Source organism: Geofilum rubicundum JCM 15548 (assembly GCF_000974365.1).
Taxonomy (GTDB): Bacteria; Bacteroidota; Bacteroidia; order Bacteroidales; family Marinilabiliaceae; genus Geofilum; species Geofilum rubicundum.
Map to the genome: position 1 here is coordinate 1 of NZ_BAZW01000194.1, position 714 is coordinate 714.

Annotated in this window: 1 protein-coding gene; it reads left to right on the forward strand. The window is 36.1% G+C overall.

Annotated features, from left to right (window positions below; translation table 11 throughout):
- Positions 1-123: 123 nt before the first annotated feature.
- Positions 124-714 (forward strand): DUF4372 domain-containing protein (locus JCM15548_RS20740; protein WP_157483057.1); only part of this gene is annotated, 591 nt, incomplete at its 3' end.

Consider the following 714-nt stretch of genomic DNA (forward strand, 5'->3'; position numbering starts at 1 on the left):
GTGGGCAATAAAAATGCCCGAACGTTCTTTGAAATCCTTTGTTAATCGTAGCTGCAAAGTTTTTTAATAGCGTGACGATTTGAAAAATTTATGGATATTTTGCAGGTAAAAATGCAATAATCCATGAATCAAGGCAAATATATTTTCGCGCAGCTTACAGATTTTTTACCAAGAAGAGTATTCGACGGAATTGTCAGCAAGTACAATGGGAATAGATATGTAAAAAGTTTTACTTGCTGGAATCAAATGCTCTGTATGGTATTTGGTCAACTTACAGGAAGAGATAGCATGAGGGATTTGTTGCTCAGTATTGAAGCCCACAAATCTAAATACTATCATCTTGGTTTTGGCCCAACGGTGTCGCGCAGGAACCTCGGAACTGCCAATGAAAAACGTAGTTATAAAATCTTTGAAGAGTTTGCCTACGTTCTTATTGAGGAAGCCCGGAAAACATCTTTTAGATCAGACTTTGAAATTAACGTCGATGGAAATGTATATGCCCTGGATTCATCAACAATTGATCTTTGTCTGAGTGTATTTTGGTGGGCTGATTTTCGAAAAACAAAAGGTGGTATTAAACTTCACACCTTATTTGATGTAAAAACTTCAATTCCAACGTTTTTACAAATATCGAATGCCAAAACACACGATGTAAAAATACTCGATCAAATATCATATGAGCCTGGAAGCTTTTATGTAATGGACAAGGCTTAC